We start from the raw sequence: 18,782 nt of genomic DNA on the forward strand, positions 1-18,782 counted from the left end.
ATCTGCAACGTTGTTTTTTTACGCTGATAATTGGTTTATGATAAGTTATGTTTGAAATAAAAGTATCTCAGGAAATAAAGAATGCATGTCCGGTTTTTGCCGGAGCAGCCGTGTATGCCGCAGTAAAGAACACAGCTTATTGCGAAGGTCTTTGGAAGGAAATCAATGCTTTCACCGAACAACTGACTTCCACTACACAAATGGAAGACATCAAGCGTCAACCGGTTATTGCCGCTACCCGCGAAGCGTATAAGCGTTGCGGAAAAGACCCCGGACGTTACCGTCCGTCGGCAGAAGCCTTGCGTCGTCGTCTGATGCGTGGGATTCCTTTATATCAGATTGATACATTGGTAGACCTAATCAATCTTGTTTCTCTCCGCACGGGACACTCTATCGGTGGTTTCGATGCCGATAAGATACAAGGCACGCATCTCGAACTCGGTATCGGAAGAGCGAAAGAACCGTTCGAAGGCATTGGGCGCGGAGTGTTGAATATCGAAGGGCTGCCCGTATATCGTGATTCTTTTGGCGGAATCGGAACGCCTACAAGCGACCATGAACGTACAAAGATGGACGTCGGAACTACTCATATCCTTGCTATCGTCAACGGTTACAATGGAAAAGAAGGTTTGAAAGAAGCTGCCGAAATGATTCAGTCCTTGTTAAGAGACTATGCGGAATCGGACGGCGGCGAGCTTTTATTCTTTGAATAATCAACTCTGTCTGAGTTGAAAAAGAAAAAATACATGAAGAACATACTTATTTCACTTACAGTCTTATTATTGCCTGTTATCATCCACGCACAGAATAAATCTCCTTTCTCTGCCAGGGAGATAAAAGATGTCCGGGTGGCTACTCCCGGATTATTTGCTAAAAGTAACTATCTCTATCTGCATCTGGATTCTTTGCAGGAACATGAATATGCCTTTCCATTGCCCGGTGGCAAAGTAATCTCTGCCTACGGAACTCGTGGGGGACATTCGGGCGCAGATATCAAAACGTGCGCGAAAGATACGATTCGTGCTGCTTTCGACGGCATAGTCCGTATGTCGAAACCGTATTATGCGTATGGAAACCTGGTTGTCATCCGCCATCCCAACGGATTGGAAACCCTTTATAGCCATAACTTCAAGAACCTCGTCCAAAGCGGCGATACCGTAAAAGCCGGACAGCCTATCGGACTGACGGGACGTACCGGTCGTGCCACTACGGAGCATGTGCACTTTGAAACCCGTATCAACGGACAGCACTTCAATCCGAACCTTATCTTTGATATGAAAGAAAAGACCTTGCGGAAAGGATGCGTTAAGTGTACAAAAAACGGGAATGGGATTGTAGTGAAAACGCATATTCCCGATAACCGCGTCGCACAGAATAATCAGATTAAAAAGTAATGAAGAGTGCATCTTTATGGTTGGTGAATGGACAATGAAAGTAATAAATCTTTTTTTGTCTTAAACTCTGTATTATCTATATCCGATAAACTTGCTATTTTTGATTAATTTGTATTTCTTTGTGTAACTGTTTATGTTCTAATAACTAACCCCCTTATTACTATTTATGAAGAACAACAAGATTTACTTTCTGGGAGCCTGTCTCCTGTGTACTGTAACTGCATTTTCGCAGAATATTAACTTACAACCTGCTCCCCAAGAGCTTATTACCCGTGACAAGATCATCGACCTGCCCGCCATCTATCAACTGGAAGGTGAAAAAGAGGCAAATCCGCATGCTGTGGAAGTCCTAAAAGAACTGCTTTCAGGTAAGCAAAGCACCAAACAAGGGCTCCGTATCTATATCGGTGAGAAAGGAGACAAGAGTGTACGGAAGTATGGTCGCTTGATTCCTAATCGCGATGAAGCCTATTATCTGTCAGTGACCGATAAGGAAATTGTACTGGCAGGAAGTGACGAACGGGGTACCTATTATGCTTTACAGACTTTTGCGCAACTGCTGAAAGATGGAAAATTGCCGGAAGTGGAGATTAAGGATTATCCTTCCGTCCGTTATCGGGGTGTAGTGGAAGGGTTTTATGGAACTCCCTGGAGCCATCAGGCGCGTCTCAGCCAACTGGAGTTCTATGGCAAGAACAAAATGAATACCTATATATACGGTCCGAAAGACGACCCGTATCACAGTGCTCCGAACTGGCGTCTGCCTTATCCCGCGAAAGAAGCCGCGCAGTTGCAAGAACTGGTAACGGTAGCCAATAACAATGAGGTGGATTTTGTATGGGCCATCCATCCGGGACAGGATATCAAATGGAATCAGCAAGACCGTGATATACTGCTGGCTAAGTTCGAGAAAATGTACCAGCTCGGAGTTCGTTCATTCGCCGTCTTCTTTGATGATATTTCCGGCGAAGGAACCAATCCGCAGAAACAGGCGGAACTTCTGAACTATATCGACGAGAACTTTGTGCAGGTGAAACAGGATGTGACTCCGCTTATCATGTGTCCCACCGAGTACAATAAAAGCTGGTCGAACCCGAAAGGCAACTACCTGACTACCTTAGGAGAGAAACTGAACCCTTCCATTCAAATCATGTGGACGGGCGACCGTGTAGTCTCCGACATAACCCGTGACGGCATTTCTTGGATTAACGAACGCATCAAACGTCCGGCATACATTTGGTGGAATTTCCCTGTATCTGATTATGTACGCGACCATCTGCTTCTCGGCCCGGTTTATGGCAATGACACCACGATTTCCGGTCAGATGTCCGGCTTCGTCACGAATCCGATGGAGCATGCTGAAGCGTCTAAAATTGCTATTTACAGTGTGGCAAGCTATGCCTGGAACCCTACGAAGTATGATACCTGGCAAACATGGAAAGCTGCTATCCGTACTATCCTGCCGGATGCTGCGGAAGAACTTGAATGTTTTGCTATACATAATGCTGACTTGGGCGTCAACGGGCATCAGTACCGCCGTGAAGAATCACAGGACATTCAGCCTGCTGCCGAACGTTTCCTTAAAAGCTATGTGGAGAATGGGAAGTATGAAATGGCAGACTTTGAAGCATTGCAGAATGCATTCGAACGCATGACGGAATCTGCTGATATCCTGCTGATTAATACAGAAAATAAACCCTTGATTCAAGAGATAACCCCTTGGCTGTATCAGTTCAGACTGCTGGCTGAAACCGGGAAAGAAGTGTTGAATATGGTGAAGAGCCGGGATAACTTCTCTCATTCTTATTTCCTTCGGAAGTATAACCATGTGAAAGCCTTGCAGCAACAAATGTTTGATATTGACCAAACGTACAATCAGAACCCCTACCAACCGGGAGTAAAGACAGCTACAAGAGTGATAAAACCATTGATTGACCGCACTTTTGCAATTACCGTCGAACGCTATAATCAAAAGAACGGAACTTCTCTGGATGCTATTACAGACTATATGCCGCACAGGCTTATAAGTGACGTAGACCAGATAAAGAACCTGCCGTTGCAAATAAAAGTGAACCGGGTGCTTATTTCACCGTCCAATGAAGTGGTGAAATGGGGAGCGGGAAAAATGCTTGAAATAGAACTGGATAATACTTATCCGGCAGAGAGCATACAAATCGACTTCGGAAAGAAAGAGCCATCTGCATGGGGACGTTTTGAAATCTCCGTAGACGGTAAGGAATGGAAGGCGATAGACCTGATACAAAAAGGCAGCAAGCTTACAGCGGGATTGCAGAAAGCTCCGGTGAGGTTTGTCCGGTTTACAAATACGGGCAATGAAGAACAAGAAGTGTATCTGCGCCAGTTCGTGCTGACGATAGAAAAGGGGATGTAATTACCCTTTCTTCGACTTGCGGTATTCCCGTGGCGACATTCCCATGATTTTGCTGAATAGGCGGGAGAAGTAATAGGTATCCTCTATACCTATCTTATAGCATATCTGGTTAATTTTCATGTCTGTTGTGTCGAGCAGCAGACAGGCTTGTTGTATCTTTAATAGGTTGAAGTAAGTCAGTGGGCTATGCCCCGTTTTCTTTTTGAACAACATGGAGAAATGGGAAGGAGAATACCCGATTTGGGCGGCTATATCCTGCAAGGTGAGATGTTTCTCCATGTTTTCTTTCATATAATGAATCGCCAGTTCGCTTATATTCTCGTCTTCCTGCGAATCATTGTTTGCGGCGTTACGGTATTGCTGTATGTATCGTAATGTTCCCAGGTAGAAGTGGAACATGGAGAACGCATAGCGCAGGTTCTCATTGCTATATCCGTTTTTCAGCGTGTTGAATATTTCTTCGAACAGGTTAATCCGGGTACTGATGCGTGAATGTAGTTCGGGCTGAATATCCATCGGTCTGCCGGCTTCCTGTGCGTAATACGGTGCAAGGATACCTTTGAAGTGTATCCAGTAGATAGTCCATGGACACGATTTGTCGGAAGCATAGGCATGGGGAACTCCCGCAGGGAGGATAAAGTACTGGTTGGCGGATACCATATATTCCTGGTCGCCGATGCGATACCATCCGGCTCCGTCTATGCAATAGATAAATACATATTGGTTGACAGGCTCTTTCCGTTCCCGGAAATGATGCTTGGCTTTCGGATAATATCCGATGTCGGTGATGTGCAGCATGGAAGTAAGAGGGTCTTCTTCCATTTTGTCAACGATAATGCGGGGAAGCACCAAGGCTCTTTCTCCGGTAAATCCATCTTTCAACTTTACCATAATCTCATAGTATATGATTCGACTGTTCTGCGCAAATATATAACAATGTATGTTATCTGTCAAATAATACATTAAAAATAAGATTGTCCATCTTTATAAAATGAAATTCTATTTTTTGTCTACTCAACCACTCCTATCTTTGCAATATTAATTAATCAATCTTCTAATGGTATGAAAAGTTATAATATGAAATCTTTCTTGTTAATAGTATTATTAGGAATTTCCAGTATTTCTACTGCCCAAAGTTTGTTGGACTTGAGTGGAAACTGGGGATTGGCTTTAGATAGTATGAATGTGGGAGAAAAAGAGGAATGGTATCTGAAATCCTTCTCTGAGAGTATAAGCCTGCCCGGAACTACGGACTTAGCTCAAAAAGGGATTCCCAACCAGCTTGTTCCCAAACTGGAAAAACCGCAGTTGCTTCGTCTGACTCGTAAGAACTCTTATGTAGGAGTTGCCTGGTATAACCGTGAGATTGATATCCCAAAAAGTATGGCGGGACAACCGTTGGAGTTCTCTTTCGAAAGGGTTCTGTGGCAGAGCCGCTTGTGGATTGGCGGAGAAGAAGTGGCGGGTGCGCAGGAAAGCTTGATTGCTCCCCACCGGTTTGTCTTACCGAAAGGTCTGCCGGCAGGTAAACATATGATAACTTTGCGTATTGACAATCGAAAGCGATATGATATTTCTGCGAACGACTTGGCGCATGCCTATACCAATGACACTCAGATTATGTGGAATGGAGTGTTGGGTAAAATGAAACTGACCACCCGGCAGAAAATCCGTATTGAGCATGTGAATGTTTATCCTGATGTCAGGAACGGGAAGATACGCGTGGCTGTTACCTTGGAGAATAGCGGACACAAACAGGAGAAAGTGAAACTTACTTTGCAGGTCGGGCAACCCAGTGTTGGACAGAAATTTGAAGAAAAAGAATTTCAGGTTACACTGAAAGGAGGTAGGCAGAAGCTTGAATATGACTGTCAGTTGGGTATGGATATAAAGAAATGGAATGAGTTTACTCCTGAGTTATATAACTTGTCTGTTGTTTGCCGTTTTGACAGGAAGAAAACCGAACGGAAAGATGTTTCTTTCGGGATGCGTGAGATAGATAACGGTCAAGGTATCCTGACAGTCAACGGCAATCGAATTTTCCTGCGCGGAACATTGGAATGTTGCATTTTTCCTCTGACGGGTACTCCGCCGATGACTGAAGAAGGTTGGATGAAAGTCTTTACTACGGCTAAAGAGTGGGGGCTGAACCATTTGAGATTTCATTCCTGGTGTCCGCCGGAAGCGGCATTTAGTGTTGCGGATAAGTTAGGCTTCTATTTGCAGGTGGAACTGCCGAACTGGTCTTATACTATCGGCAAGGATGAGGCTATGACCAAGTTTCTTTATAACGAATTTGACCGGATAATCGAAACCTATGGAAATCATCCGTCATTTTGTATGATGAGTGTCGGCAATGAGCTTCAGTATGACTTTAAACTGCTGAATGACATGGTCAGATACATGAAAGGGCGAGACAGCAGGCGCTTATACACAACTTCTACTTTTACTTTTGAAAAAGGACATGGAGCGAAACCGGAGCCGGAAGATGACTTCTTTGTTACGCAATGGACGGATAAAGGCTGGGTGAGGGGACAAGGTATTTTCGACCAAGAGCCGCCTTGTTTCTATAAAGATTACAGTGCTGCCATGCAGGACATGAATGTTCCTCTTATCTCTCACGAGATTGGGCAGTATGCGGTGTTTCCAAATCTGAAAGAAATAGAAAAATACACGGGAGTATTGGAACCTCTGAATTTTAAGGCTGTCAAACAGGATTTGCAGAGGAAAGGATTATATTCGAAAGCGGGAGACTTTTTGGAAGCATCGGGAAAGTTGGCGGTCTTGTTATACAAGGAAGAGATAGAAAGAGCGATGAAAACTAAAAAGTTCAGTGGTTTTCAGTTGTTGGATTTGCATGACTTCCCGGGGCAGGGAACTGCATTGGTCGGACTTTTAGATGCTTTTTGGGATTCAAAAGGGCTGATTGAACCATCCGTTTTCAGGCAGTTCTGTGCGCCGGTTGTTCCGCTGGCTCGTTTCGCCAAAGCCACTTATTCGGGAGATGAGACATTCGCTGCATCTATTGAAGTTGCCAATTATTCGGATACGGCTATCGACAATAAGCGGATATTGTGGCAGTTGGCCGATGAAGCAGGGACGCAAATTTCAAACGGCAGACTGGATGTTGAAAGTATATCCAAAGGAAACGTGACACAATGCGGGGACATTCGTGCAGAGCTTAAAAGTGTGTGTAAAGCTTCAAGGTTGTATTTCACAGTATCCATCGAAGGAACTCAATGGAAAAACACATGGTCGGTTTGGGTATATCCTCATATCGAATCATTGAATGTCGGAGATGTCCTGCTGACGCAGAATGTAGAAGAAGCTCTGGCAGCATTAAATCAAGGAAGAAAAGTATTGCTTTCTCCCAAAGTAAATTATCTGAAAGGATTGGAAGGGAAGTTTCTTCCCGTCTTCTGGAGTCCTGTTCATTTTCCAAAGCAGGCAGGAACAATGGGACTTTTGTGCAATCCTCGGCATGTAGCTTTGCGGCACTTCCCTACGGAAATGCATAGTAACTGGCAATGGTGGAATTTGGTGAAAAGGTCGAAGGTGCTCGTTGCCGATTCGTTGCCACCGGTTGAGCCGATTGTGGAATCTGTTGATAATTTTACGAATAACAGAAAGCTGGTGTCTGTCTTTGAAACCAGATGTGGAAAGGGCAAACTGATAATGAGTGCTATGGATATTCTTTCCGAGGGAAGTGACAAGCCCGAAATACAACAGATGCTTTACAGTCTGGTTACATATATGAATTCAGAAAGTTTTGCTCCCCGGACGGTGCTTGGTGAGGATGATATCAGAAGCCTGATACTAAAGAATGAAGGTGAAGTAATAGAAACAAAAGCGACGTCCATTTATAGGGGATTGGACTAGAAACAAAGGAATGTCGGGTGTTCGGAAGAAACAGTAAAAAATAAAATTGTCCATCTTTATCGAATGAAATTCTATTTTTTATGCTCTTGACATGCTCTATCTTTGCAGTATCAATAATAAATCTTCTAATGGTATGAAAAGTTATAATAAAAAGTTTGTCTATTTTATATGTTTAGTCTCTGCAATGGGCGGACTTCTCTTCGGCTACGACTGGGTAGTGATAGGGGGAGCGAAACCTTTCTACGAACTTTATTTCGATATTGCCGATGTACCTGCCATGCAAGGGCTTGCTATGAGCGTCGCTTTGCTCGGTTGTTTAATTGGCGCTATGGTGGCGGGTATGATGGCAGACCGTTATGGCCGTAAGTCTCTCCTGATAATTTCTGCTTTCATATTCTTGTCTTCCGCTTACGCTACCGGAGCGTTTTCCGTATTTAGCTGGTTTTTGGCAGCCCGTTTTTTAGGCGGTATCGGCATCGGAATCGCTTCGGGACTTTCTCCCATGTATATTGCCGAAGTAGCTCCTACGTCAATCAGGGGAAAACTCGTCTCACTGAATCAATTGACGATTGTACTCGGTATCCTGGGTGCTCAAATCACTAACTGGCTGATTGCGGAACCTATTCCCGCTGGCTTTTCCCCTGTGGATATTTGTGCTTCATGGAACGGGCAAATGGGATGGCGATGGATGTTTTGGGCGGCTGCCTTCCCTGCTGCGATATTCCTGTTGTTGGCATGCTTCATCCCCGAAAGTCCCCGCTGGCTGGCAATGAAAGGAAAAGAAGAGAAAGCATGGAGTGTGCTTAGTAAAATAGGTGGTGACGATTATGCCGACCAGGAACTTCGTCTGGTAGAAGAAACCGATTCTTCGAAGTCGGAAGGAGGATTACGGTTATTGTTCAGTCGTCCATTCCGCAAGGTACTTGTTCTTGGTATTATTGTGGCGGTGTTCCAGCAGTGGTGCGGCACGAATGTTATCTTCAATTATGCACAGGAGATATTCCAGTCCGCAGGATATTCGTTGGGAGATGTTCTCTTTAATATTGTGGTGACGGGTGTGGCAAATGTAATCTTTACTTTTGTGGCTATCTATACAGTTGAACGCTTGGGACGCCGCGTCTTGATGTTGTTGGGAGCTGGAGGGTTGGCAGGTATTTATCTCATTCTTGGCACTTGCTATTTCTTCGAAGTAAGCGGATTCTTTATGGTGGTACTCGTTGTTTTGGCTATCGCTTGCTATGCGATGTCTCTAGGGCCTATCACTTGGGTATTGCTTGCCGAAATCTTCCCTAACCGGGTGCGTGCCGTTGCGATGGCAACCTGTACGTTTGCTTTGTGGGTAGGTAGTTTCACGCTGACATACACTTTCCCGCTACTGAATAATTTATTGGGAAGCAGCGGTACATTCTGGATTTATGCAGCCATTTGTGCTGTCGGCTATCTGTTCTTCTTCCGTGCATTGCCCGAAACGAAAGGTAAATCACTGGAAGCATTGGAAAAGGATTTAATCAAATAAAAAAATAACAGGTTGGCAAATTAATAAGTAAGTAAATAGGTATTGGATAACATTATCAATCAGGCAGGGAGAATGTAAAATCTCCCTGTCCCTCACCCTCTTTGTCTCTTGATTTCTTTGTCAACGAATAAAAAAACAAATTTATAATCAATAATACGATGGTAAAAGCATGGAAAGAAAAGGTGGTTATCCCTACGTATGAAGTAGGCAAACCGGAGAAGAATCCAATTTTCTTGGAGAAGCGTGTGTATCAAGGCAGCAGCGGGGTCGTTTATCCTTATCCTGTGATTGAATCGATGTCCGATGAGAAAGTGGATAAGGAATACAATGCTATTTTTATCGAAAACGAATACATTAAAGTCATGATTCTGCCCGAATTGGGCGGACGTGTACAGATGGCATATGATAAAATCAGGCAACGTCATTTTATTTATTATAATCATGTGATAAAGCCTGCTCTGGTAGGGCTTGCCGGACCGTGGATTTCAGGCGGCATCGAGTTTAACTGGCCTCAACATCACCGCCCCAGCACCTACATGCCTGTGGATACGACTATTGAGGAAAATGCCGACGGGAGTGTCACGGTATGGGTGAATGAAATGGAGCGTATGTTTCACCAGAAAGGAATGGCAGGGTTTACACTTCGTCCGGGACATGCTTTTCTTGAAATCAAAGGGGTGCTTTACAACCGTACCGAAGTACCGCAGACTTTCCTGTGGTGGGCAAACCCCGCCGTAGCGGTAAACGATTACTATCAGAGCGTATTCCCGCCCGATATCAATGCCGTGTTCGACCATGGAAAACGTGCCGTATCCAGTTTCCCCATCGCAACGGGTACTTACTACAAGATGGACTATTCTGCCGGAGTAGACATCTCGAACTATAAGAATATCAAAGTTCCTACTTCCTATATGGCCGTCAACTCCCGCTTTAACTTCGAGGGTGGATATGAGAACGATACCCGTGCCGGCATGCTTCATGTAGCCAACCACCACATTTCTCCGGGCAAGAAACAGTGGACTTGGGGGAACGGTGATTTCGGTCGCGCGTGGGACCGTAACCTGACCGACGAAGACGGACCGTATATTGAGTTAATGGCAGGTGTATATACCGAAAACCAACCGGACTTTACCTGGCTGCAACCTTACGAAGAAAAGAGCTTTGTTCAATATTTCCTGCCTTACCGGGAATTGGGAGTGGTGAAGAATGCCAGCAGAGATTTGTTGATGAACATTGAACCGGAAGGAGAGGACAGTGTCCGTTTCAAGATATTTGCAACTTCACGCCAAACTATAAACGTAGTATTGAAAGATGAAGACAGCAAAGTATATTATAATAAGGAAGTAACCGTCACCCCGGAAGAACTGCTGGATGAAACGGTAAATGTGAATGGCAAGAAGCTCGACAAACTGATTCTTGAAATCACGGCAAACGGAAAGGAACTACTTTATTGGCATGCGGAACCGGAAGAAGTAAAACCTATTCCCGATGCCGCTGAAGCGGCCCTGCTTCCGGAAGAAATAAAAACTACCGAACAGCTTTATCTGACCGGTTTACACTTGGAACAATACAGGCATGCCACATACAATCCCGTCGAATACTATGAAGAAGCATTGCGCCGTGACCCGATTGATGTGCGTAGTAATAACGCGCTTGGTCTGTGGTATATCCGTAAAGGCCGTTTCCATAAAGCGGAGCAATATCTGCTTACAGCCGTAAAGACCTTGCAGAAACGTAATCCGAATCCATACGACGGAGAACCTATTTATAATCTCGGACTTGCCCTGAAATATCAGGGACGTTACAATGAGGCTTACGACCGTTTCTATAAATCTTGTTGGAATGCCGCCTGGCAGGATGCCGGATACTTTGCCTGTGCGCAGATTTCTATCCTGCAAAATCGTTTGGAAGATGCATTGGACGAAATTGACCGCTCGCTTATCCGCAACTGGCATAATCATAAAGCCCGCGCTTTAAAAACTGCTATTCTCCGCCGGATGAATAGAACCGGAGAAGCCCTGCAACTGATTGAAGACTCATTGGCTATTGATAAATTCAACTTTGGTTGTCGCTATGAGAAGTATTTGATAACGAACGTAGCCGACGAACTGACTGTCTTGAAAGAAATGATGCGCAACGAACCCCACAACTATGATGAAATAGCTCTTGACTATTGCGCCGCAGGCTGTTGGCAGGAAGCGGCTTCTTTATGGAACATAGCTATTGCCGAAGGTGTTGTCACTCCGATGACTTACTATTACCTGGGTTGGTGTCTGCACCAGGGAGGACTTCCCGGAGTGAAACAAGCATTTGCGGACGCAGTCAAGGCTTGTCCCGATTACTGTTTCCCCAACCGTTTGGAAGCAATTCTTGCCTTGCAATGTGCCATGGAACAGAATCCGGACGATGCGAGAGCTCCTTACTATTTGGGTAATCTTTACTACGACAAGCGCCAGTATGACCTGGCTATGGAAGCATGGGAAACTTCCGTAAGGCTGGACGATACTTTTCCGACCGTGTGGCGCAATCTGGCTCTGGTATCTTTCAATAAAAAGAATGAGGAAGCGAAAGCTATCGAATGTATGGAACGTGCTTTCCGTCTTGACACAACCGACGCACGTATCTTGATGGAACTTGACCAGCTTTACAAACGTGTCCGCCGTTCGCACAAAGAACGCCTGGCTTTCCTGCAACAATATCCTGAACTGATAAAGCTGCGTGATGACCTTATATTGGAAGAAATCACCTTATTGAATCAAACGGGCGAGTACGAAAAGGCGAAAGCGGTACTGGACGCGCATAACTTCCATCCCTGGGAGGGTGGGGAAGGAAAAGTGCCTGCCCAATATCAACTGGCACGTGTGGAATTGGCAAAACAGGCATTGGCAGCCGGTAATTATCAGGAAGCTATCGCATTATTGCAAGAATGCCTGGTATATCCGCATCATCTCGGTGAGGGTAAATTATATGGCGCACAAGAGAATGATTTCTACTACTTCCTGGGCTGTGCCTACGAAGGCTTGGGGCAACATGACAAAGCAACAGAGTGCTGGGAACAGGCAATCATCGGACCGACCGAACCTGCCGCTGCCATGTACTACAACGATGCGAAACCCGATAAAATATTCTATCAAGGCTTGGCATTATTGAAACTCGGGCGTATGGATGAGGCTAACGGCCGCTTTCATAAATTGACTTCTTATGGCGAAAAACACTTGTTTGACAAGATTAAAATGGATTATTTTGCAGTGTCGCTACCCGACTTGTTGATTTGGGAGGATGACTTGACGATAAGGAATGTAATTCACTGCAAATATATGATGGCATTAGGATATTGGGGACTGGGCCAAAAGGAGAAATCCGTCCGGTTATTAAGTGAGGTAGAAAGATTGGATATTAATCATCAGGGTATTCAGGCTTTTCGGAGCCTGATAGGATAGGACAACTTTGTGACGATGCTTAGAAAGGCATCGTCACGAACTCCTGTTTTTATATTAAACCTTAAATAACAATGATATGAGAACTATTAAAAACTGTTTAATAATGAAAATTACCGGCTTTATTGCCATTGGTTTTTCCGTTGTGTGTACTATGGTCGCTTGTTCGGACGACCCCGTGGCAGTTGCCGACCCTGAACCTGTTGTTGTAGTGGTGAAAGTACCCAACGGCAGTTTTGAGGAAGATGCTGCTGAAACAGCTTCTCCGAAAGGATGGACAGTCAGCGGGGATAATTCTGCTGCAAAAGTGGTGAAGGGAGGTTGTGAAGGAAGCTATGCTTTACACTATGGGGCAGCTTCGGCATATAAGGTATCCACCCGTCAGACTGTCAACGGTCTGGAAGATGGCGTTTATGACCTTGAATTTTATTATAAGAGTACCGGAGGACAAATAGCCTGTTATGTGGCAGCCGGCAATGATACAAAGAAAATAACTTCATTGCAGGCATCTCCCTCTACTTGGATTCGCTCCTATGTGCGCGGAATAAAAGTAGAAGGCGGAAAATGCGAAATTGAAATATACAGTGAATCTGCCGAAGCAAACTGGAGCCGTTTCGACGGGCTGCGTTTGAAGAAAACGGAGAAGGAATATAACCTGCTGAAAGGCGGTGATATATCACAACTGACTTATGTAGAACAAATGGGCGGCAAGTTCTATGAAAACGGGGAAGAAAAAGACTGCATCGGGATTCTCAAGGACAATGGTTTTAATATCGTCCGTCTCCGTCTGTACAATGACCCCGGAAATCCAGATTATTCTCCGTCGAACCGTTTGCCCGAAGGTATTTCCGGTCCTGATGATATTTTACGTCTGGCCAAACGGGCTAAAGAAGCCGGTATGCAGATACAACTGACTTTCCATTATAGCGATTACTGGACGAATGGAGAAACACAGACTAAACCGCATGATTGGGAAGGACTGGACTTTGCCGGATTAAAGAAAGCGCTCTATGATTTTACTTTCAGCTTTATGAATAAGATGAAAGCGCAGGGTACTACTCCCGAATTTGTGGCTTTAGGCAACGAAACACAAGCCGGCATATTATATCCCGAAGGCAGTTACGAAAACTTCGCCCAACTTTCCGAATTGTATAATGCGGGTTATGATGCAGTGAAGGCGGTATCGCAAGATTCGAAAGTAATCATTCATCTGAACGCCGCCGGGGACAAAGCCCAATATAACTGGTATTTTGGCGAACTGAAGAACAGGAATACCAAATATGATGTAATCGGAGCTTCCTACTATCCTTTCTGGACACAGAAAAGTGCTGCACAGATGCGCGAATGGGCGGATTATATCTCTGCCAAGTTCGATAAGGATATCCTGATTATGGAAACCGGCTATAGCTGGAACAGAACTTTGCCTGACGGAACTCCGGGACAATTGTCGGATAATGGCCCGTATCCGGATTTCTCTCCCCTCGGGCAAAAGAACTTTATATTCGAACTTGTGAAGGAGATAAAGCAGGCGAAAGACTGTCGCATACTTGGCTTTCTTTATTGGGACCCTGTTTTTATTGAAGTTGAAGGCATGGGATGGGAATTGGGTGCCAAGAATTATGTTAGCAATACCACTCTGTTCGATTTCTCGGGGAATAGATTGGAAGTGTTGGATGCATTCAAGTATAATAACTAAAAAGAATATACCATGAAGAACGTTTTAATAACAATCGGAAAACTAGTTCTGTTGCTGGCACTCGTCTGTCCGGCAGTCAGTTGTGATGATGATAAGGAAGATGTGGCTCCCGGTCTTTATGTGGCAAATGAAGAGATAGAGACATTTCCCGGTGATACGGTGTTAGTGTCGGGAACAGCTTCCAACTATGCCGGTCTGGCTAGTATTACATTGAATTGTGAAAACTGGGGGATACATAAAGTCTATGATTTGAATGGACAGAAGCCTAAGGTTTTTAATTATGACTATCGGCTGATTGTGCCGGAAACCGCGACTTTCGAGGAACATCTATTGATAACGATTCGTGATGTGAACGGATGGGAGACAAAGAAGAATGTTTTATTGACTTATGTTGCGGATATGGAAAGTCCGGTTATGCAGACACAGCTTCCGGCACGTATAGCGGTGGATTTCAATACTGCGACGAATAAGGGAATCTGGAATCTGAACGTGAAGTTTACCGACGACCGTGCACTGAAGAATATCCGTCTGCAAATACCGGGCATGCAAATAGACGAAACAGCGGAAGCCACAGGGCGGAGTGGTGAATTGAAACGTACTGTCGATTTTACTACGGGAGAGTTTCCGGTCACTTTGACTATAACGGATACCGGTGGAAATGAAACGGTTGTCAATACGACGGTCGTTGTTATGCTGGCGGAAGACGAAGACCCGATTCAGGACTATGCGCAGATGTATATTGTCAACGCCGGTGAGAATCCTGATGACTACGTGAACGGCTATTATCGCTACATGGACCGTAAAGGGGAATATCAATATGAAGGCAAATTCTACGCTCCGGCTGATAATACGGAGATTTTCTTTGTACCGGTGAAGTCGATGGATGGAGATTTGTACGGAACGAGCCCTTATGTCAGCAGTAAACTGATGAATAAGAATGGTTATGTAGTTCCTGTCATTCTTCCGAAGAAAGGTTATTATAGCGTTTGGATTGATTTGAATGGGCATACGTACAGTTTTTGGAATATGGAGATTCCGTCGGGCACTTGCACCGAACCTCTTTGGATGTCGGGCACGGGTTTCAGCTTTGCCGATTGGGGAGCTTCCGACCAGATGACACAGACGGATACTTATCGTTATGAGGTGGAGACTGCCGTTTTAGGCGATTATGCCGGCGACCGTCAGTATTGCTTCTACACGAGCGGTTGGGCACGGGTATTCCGCGCTGATACGGCCGGCAACTGGTGGTTTGAATCGGCAACGGGAAGTTGTATCAGTTTCACGACCGATTATGCCGGGAAAGTGAAAGTCACCTTCGATACAGCCGAACTGTGGGCTACAATCAAGAAAGTAACAGAATAAAATGAAACAGGTATGAAAAGAAGATATTCAATTACGAAAAAGGCGGGACTTCTATTGTCCTTCCTGTTGATGGCTACTTCACTGATTGCACAGAGTATTCAGGTGAAAGGAGTAGTGAAAGACCCGGCGGGTGAAGCTATCATCGGGGCAAGTGTAGTGGTGAAAGGCACTACCAATGGCTCTATCACAGATTTGGACGGTCGTTTTAATCTTTCGGATGTGCCTTCGGGAGCAACGGTGACGGTTTCGTATATCGGCTATATCTCTCAGGAGAAGAAAGCCAGCGCCACACCGATGGAGTTTATATTGAAAGAAGACAATAAAACGTTGGATGAGATTGTGGTGGTCGGTTACGGTACGGCTAAGAAAAGTAGTATTTCCGGTGCGGTGGCTTCTGTCAAAGCGGATGAATTGCCGACGGCTGCGTCAGCCTCGGTTGGCTCCATGTTGCGTGGACGTTCATCGGGAATGAATATCACGCAAAACAGTGCCAATCCGGGTGCTTCGATGAATATATCCATCCGGGGCGGTCTTTCCGGGCAGAGCCCGTTGATTGTGATTGACGGTGTGCCGCAGGCTTCTTCCAAAACGGTGACGGCAGGAACAGCATATAGCGGTGGTGAGAAAGACAATGCCCTGATTAACCTTAATCCTAATGATATAGAGACGATTGATATTCTGAAAGATGCTTCGGCTGCTGCCATCTACGGCTCGGATGCTTCGGGCGGTGTGATTCTGGTTACTACCAAACGGGGGAAAACAGGTAAACCCGACATTTCTTATTCCGGTTCGGTTGCTTTCCAGTACATTAAAGACACACCGGACTTTCTGAATGCGCGTGATTTCATGATTGAACAGAATAAGGTGTTTGATGAACTGGGACGTGGGGATGAAAAGAAATATACCGGCGGGCAGATTGCTAATTTTGTAGGCGACGGAACGAACTGGATGGATGAAGTGACCCGTGTAGGTATCGTAAACGAACATAACCTTTCGGTTTCTGCCGGTACGGACGCTACGAAATATTTGTTTTCATTGAGTTATTATGACCATCAGGGAATCGCCAAAAACAACTCGATGAACCGTATCACCGGGCGTCTGAATGTCGACCAGACTATCAACCGCATGCTGAAAGCCGGTATCAACTCTACTTTCTCCCAGATTAAATATCACGACGTGCCATTGGGCAATGAGCGGCAGGACAATTCGGCATTGATTTATTCGGCAATGACATTTATTCCTACCGTACCGGTATATGACGAAGAAGGAAAGTTCTCGGTTAATCCGATTCGCGACATTTATCCGAATCCGGTTTCCCTGTTGGACATAACCGACCAGACAGTGAGCCGTGACCTTTTTGTCAGTGGTTATCTGGAGTTCCGCCCCATCAAGGATTTGCTGTTGAAGGCTACCGTCGGCTTCGACATGAAAGATGTGCAGGCCGACCAATACATTCCCACCACAACGAAAAAGGGATATAGCATGGACGGGCAGGCTTCCAAGCAGAATGCCAAATCGCAAATGAACCTGTTCAACGCCATTGCCAATTACACCAAAATTTTCAATGAGATTCATGATGTAAACCTGATGGCAGGTTTCGAATATAAAAGGTCTTCTTGGGAAGGGATGGGTATTGTTGCTTCGCAATTCCCTTATGACGGCTCTTTGATGAACAATATCGGGACGAGCGAACAGGAAAAGCCGACTATCAGTTCGTATAAAGGAGCCAGTGAGATGGCTTCATTCCTGGCACGTCTGAATTATTCGCTGGCATCCAAATATGTGCTGACCGTCAATCTTCGCGTAGACGGTTCGTCCAACTTCTCGAAGGAACACCAATGGGGCGCTTTCCCGGGAGTATCGGCGGCCTGGCGTATGAATGAAGAAAGCTGGATGAAGGATATCAGTTGGCTGACTAACCTCAAAGTTCGTGCAGGTGTGGGGCAAACCGGTAATGCGGGCAACCTGACCGGCATCAATACCTATTATAAAGTTTCGCAAGGTGCATTTGCACCTAACGGAAGCCTGGTGAATGGCATGGCTATCTCCAAGCTGGGCAACGATAAGTTGAAGTGGGAGACGCTGACCGATTATAACTTCGGTATTGACTTCGGTTTCTTCAACAACCGCCTGTCCGGTTCTATTGACCTGTACCAACGTCTGCGCAAAGATGTCATTCTGTCTAAAGATTTGATGTCTTATCACGAGGTGAAGGCGATAGACTATAATTCGGCAACCGTTTACCGTGCACGGGGGATTGATATAGGTATTCATAGCGTGAACTTTGACAACAAGAACTTTGGCTGGACTACTGACGTCAATTTTTCCTATTACCGTAACCACACCACGAAGCGCGACCCGGATTTTATTCCTGCCGTTTATCAGGACTATGTGGAAAGATGGGACAACATCTACGGATACAAAACGAACGGTCTGATTCAGATGGACCAGTCCTACAAGCATTTGCAGAAATCCGGTGCCGGAGCTATTCTTTATCAGGACTTGTATGGTTATAAACTCGATGAGAATGGAGAAAAAATGCGTGATAACGAAGGTCGCTATATCCGGGTTGCGGGCGAAGACGGAATATTGGATGAGGCGGATATGGTGGTACTGGCGAATAACACTCCGATTCCTTTCAGTATCAACAATACATTCCGGTGGAAGAACTGGGACGCTAACATCTACTTGTACGGCTCTTTGAACGGATGGAAGGTGAACGACATCAAGTTACAGTCCATATATGGTATTGAGGACATTACGTATGGCATCAATGTCTTGAAAGAAGTGAAGAACCGCTGGTCGCCTGCCAATCCGATGGGGACATTGCCGGGAGTGGCGGAAGCGTCTTCTGGGGTGGACCCGAGCAAGAGTGACTTTTTCCTCGAAAAGGCTTGGTATCTGCGGTTGGATAATGTATCAATCGGTTATACGTTCCCCGCACAATGGTTTAAGAACAAGATTCGTTCAGTCAGGCTGTATGCTGCCGGACGCAATCTGGCTGTATTTACTCCTTATAAGGGAATGGACCCTGAAACTGGAAACGGTATCGGAGCTTATCCGAACCAGTCTTCGTTTGCTATCGGTCTGGATGTGAAATTCTAAT

At 45.3% G+C, this 18,782-nt stretch carries 10 protein-coding genes; 9 read left to right on the forward strand and 1 reads right to left on the reverse strand.

The features are described from left to right. Window positions 1-47 precede the first annotated feature (47 nt). From RDN93_RS04700 to RDN93_RS04710, 3 genes are all read left to right on the forward strand, one after another. Entirely contained in the window at window positions 48-713 is a 666-nt protein-coding gene (locus RDN93_RS04700) for a phenylalanine--tRNA ligase beta subunit-related protein (RefSeq protein WP_308744417.1), read from the forward strand. Window positions 714-746: 33 nt separating this feature from the next. Then, window positions 747-1,394 (forward strand): M23 family metallopeptidase, encoded by a 648-nt coding sequence (locus tag RDN93_RS04705; protein ID WP_308744418.1) that lies wholly within the window; start codon window positions 747-749, stop codon window positions 1,392-1,394. A 166-nt stretch (window positions 1,395-1,560) separates the two neighbouring features. Then, complete coding sequence (locus RDN93_RS04710) at window positions 1,561-3,786, forward strand: beta-N-acetylglucosaminidase (protein WP_308744419.1); 2,226 nt, start codon at window positions 1,561-1,563, stop codon at window positions 3,784-3,786. Here RDN93_RS04710 and RDN93_RS04715 read toward each other — a convergent pair whose 3' ends face one another. Further along, a complete protein-coding gene (locus RDN93_RS04715; protein WP_308744420.1) occupies window positions 3,787-4,677 on the reverse strand; it encodes an AraC family transcriptional regulator in 891 nt (296 codons plus the stop codon). 171 nt (window positions 4,678-4,848) lie between these two features. Here RDN93_RS04715 and RDN93_RS04720 point away from each other — a divergent pair, with 171 nt between their 5' ends. From RDN93_RS04720 to RDN93_RS04745, 6 genes are all read left to right on the forward strand, one after another. Beyond that, window positions 4,849-7,665, forward strand: a complete 2,817-nt coding sequence (locus tag RDN93_RS04720; protein WP_308744421.1) for a sugar-binding domain-containing protein — start codon at window positions 4,849-4,851, stop codon at window positions 7,663-7,665. Between the two features lie 133 nt (window positions 7,666-7,798). Further along, entirely contained in the window at window positions 7,799-9,181 is a 1,383-nt protein-coding gene (locus tag RDN93_RS04725; RefSeq protein WP_308744422.1) for a sugar porter family MFS transporter, read from the forward strand. A 158-nt stretch (window positions 9,182-9,339) separates the two neighbouring features. Next, window positions 9,340-12,621 (forward strand): DUF5107 domain-containing protein, encoded by a 3,282-nt coding sequence (locus RDN93_RS04730; protein ID WP_308744423.1) that lies wholly within the window; start codon window positions 9,340-9,342, stop codon window positions 12,619-12,621. Window positions 12,622-12,697: 76 nt separating this feature from the next. After that, a complete protein-coding gene (locus RDN93_RS04735; RefSeq protein ID WP_308744424.1) occupies window positions 12,698-14,314 on the forward strand; it encodes a glycosyl hydrolase 53 family protein in 1,617 nt (538 codons plus the stop codon). A gap of 12 nt (window positions 14,315-14,326) precedes the next feature. Beyond that, entirely contained in the window at window positions 14,327-15,676 is a 1,350-nt protein-coding gene (locus RDN93_RS04740; protein WP_308744425.1) for a hypothetical protein, read from the forward strand. Between the two features lie 12 nt (window positions 15,677-15,688). After that, window positions 15,689-18,781 (forward strand): TonB-dependent receptor, encoded by a 3,093-nt coding sequence (locus tag RDN93_RS04745; protein WP_308744426.1) that lies wholly within the window; start codon window positions 15,689-15,691, stop codon window positions 18,779-18,781. Window position 18,782 lies beyond the last annotated feature (1 nt).

The sequence above is a fragment of the uncultured Bacteroides sp. genome, from assembly GCF_902491285.1.
GTDB lineage: Bacteria > Bacteroidota > Bacteroidia > Bacteroidales > Bacteroidaceae > Bacteroides.

Bases quoted from the DNA above. Each gene is read 5' to 3' on its own strand.
- RDN93_RS04700 (WP_308744417.1), top strand. From the start codon at position 48: ATGTTTGAAATAAAAGTATCTCAGGAAATAAAGAATGCATGTCCGGTT.
- RDN93_RS04705 (WP_308744418.1), top strand. From the start codon at position 747: ATGAAGAACATACTTATTTCACTTACAGTCTTATTATTGCCTGTTATC.
- RDN93_RS04710 (WP_308744419.1), top strand. From the start codon at position 1,561: ATGAAGAACAACAAGATTTACTTTCTGGGAGCCTGTCTCCTGTGTACT.
- RDN93_RS04715 (WP_308744420.1), bottom strand. From the start codon at position 4,677: ATGGTAAAGTTGAAAGATGGATTTACCGGAGAAAGAGCCTTGGTGCTT.
- RDN93_RS04720 (WP_308744421.1), top strand. From the start codon at position 4,849: ATGAAAAGTTATAATATGAAATCTTTCTTGTTAATAGTATTATTAGGA.
- RDN93_RS04725 (WP_308744422.1), top strand. From the start codon at position 7,799: ATGAAAAGTTATAATAAAAAGTTTGTCTATTTTATATGTTTAGTCTCT.
- RDN93_RS04730 (WP_308744423.1), top strand. From the start codon at position 9,340: ATGGTAAAAGCATGGAAAGAAAAGGTGGTTATCCCTACGTATGAAGTA.
- RDN93_RS04735 (WP_308744424.1), top strand. From the start codon at position 12,698: ATGAGAACTATTAAAAACTGTTTAATAATGAAAATTACCGGCTTTATT.
- RDN93_RS04740 (WP_308744425.1), top strand. From the start codon at position 14,327: ATGAAGAACGTTTTAATAACAATCGGAAAACTAGTTCTGTTGCTGGCA.
- RDN93_RS04745 (WP_308744426.1), top strand. From the start codon at position 15,689: ATGAAAAGAAGATATTCAATTACGAAAAAGGCGGGACTTCTATTGTCC.